The sequence below is a fragment of the Vibrio sp. 1978 genome (assembly GCF_033344345.1).
In genome coordinates this window covers 1-801 of the sequence record NZ_JAWPOP010000319.1, presented here as the reverse complement: position 1 = coordinate 801, position 801 = coordinate 1, and the positions used below count along the sequence as shown (strand labels likewise).

The following is an 801-nucleotide window of genomic DNA, read 5'->3' as shown; positions in this document are numbered from 1 at the left end:
GACGCATTGGGCGTACTACTTGACGACGAATCATGTGGTACACCTGAGCTGGCGTTGATGGTACAACGACCTGCATGTTTTGCTCAGCACACAATTGAAGGTAACGCTCTAGACGAGCAGATGAGTGCTCCGGACCTTGGCCTTCGTAACCATGAGGCAGAAGCATCGTCAGGCCGCACAAACGTCCCCACTTTTGCTCACCAGACGAAATGAATTGGTCAATAACCACTTGTGCGCCGTTAGCGAAGTCACCAAACTGCGCTTCCCAAATGGTCAAACCGCCAGGTTCAGCAGTTGCATAACCGTACTCAAATGCAAGAACAGCTTCTTCCGACAACACAGAGTCAAAAACTTGGAAAGGCCCCTGCTTGTCATGGATATTCGCTAGCGGGATGTAAGTGCTTGCATCTGATTGGTTGTGAAGAACTGAGTGACGATGGAAGAAAGTACCACGACCTGAGTCCTGACCAGAAATACGGATACGCTTACCATCGTCTACCAATGTCGCGTAAGCCAATGTTTCAGCCATACCCCAGTCAATAGCCTTCTCACCTGTCATCATTGCTAAGCGATCGTTGTACAGCTTGTTTACTCGGCTTTGCAGCTTGTGGCTTTCCGGGTACTGACATAAACGATTACCTAGCTCGACAAGGCGTTGCTTATCGTAGGTCGATTCCCATTGCATATCCCACTCGTGTCCCAAGTAAGGAGACCAGTCTACAGAATGCAATGCCATCGGACGCCACTCTTTCACCACGACTTCACCGCGGTCAAGTGCATCACGATACTCGTTCACCAACT

General features: G+C 49.8%; 1 pseudogene. It reads right to left on the bottom strand.

Going from position 1 to position 801, the window contains the following annotated elements:
• Positions 1-801 (bottom strand): annotated as a pseudogene (locus tag R8N49_RS26350) (2-oxoglutarate dehydrogenase E1 component); the annotation flags it as partial.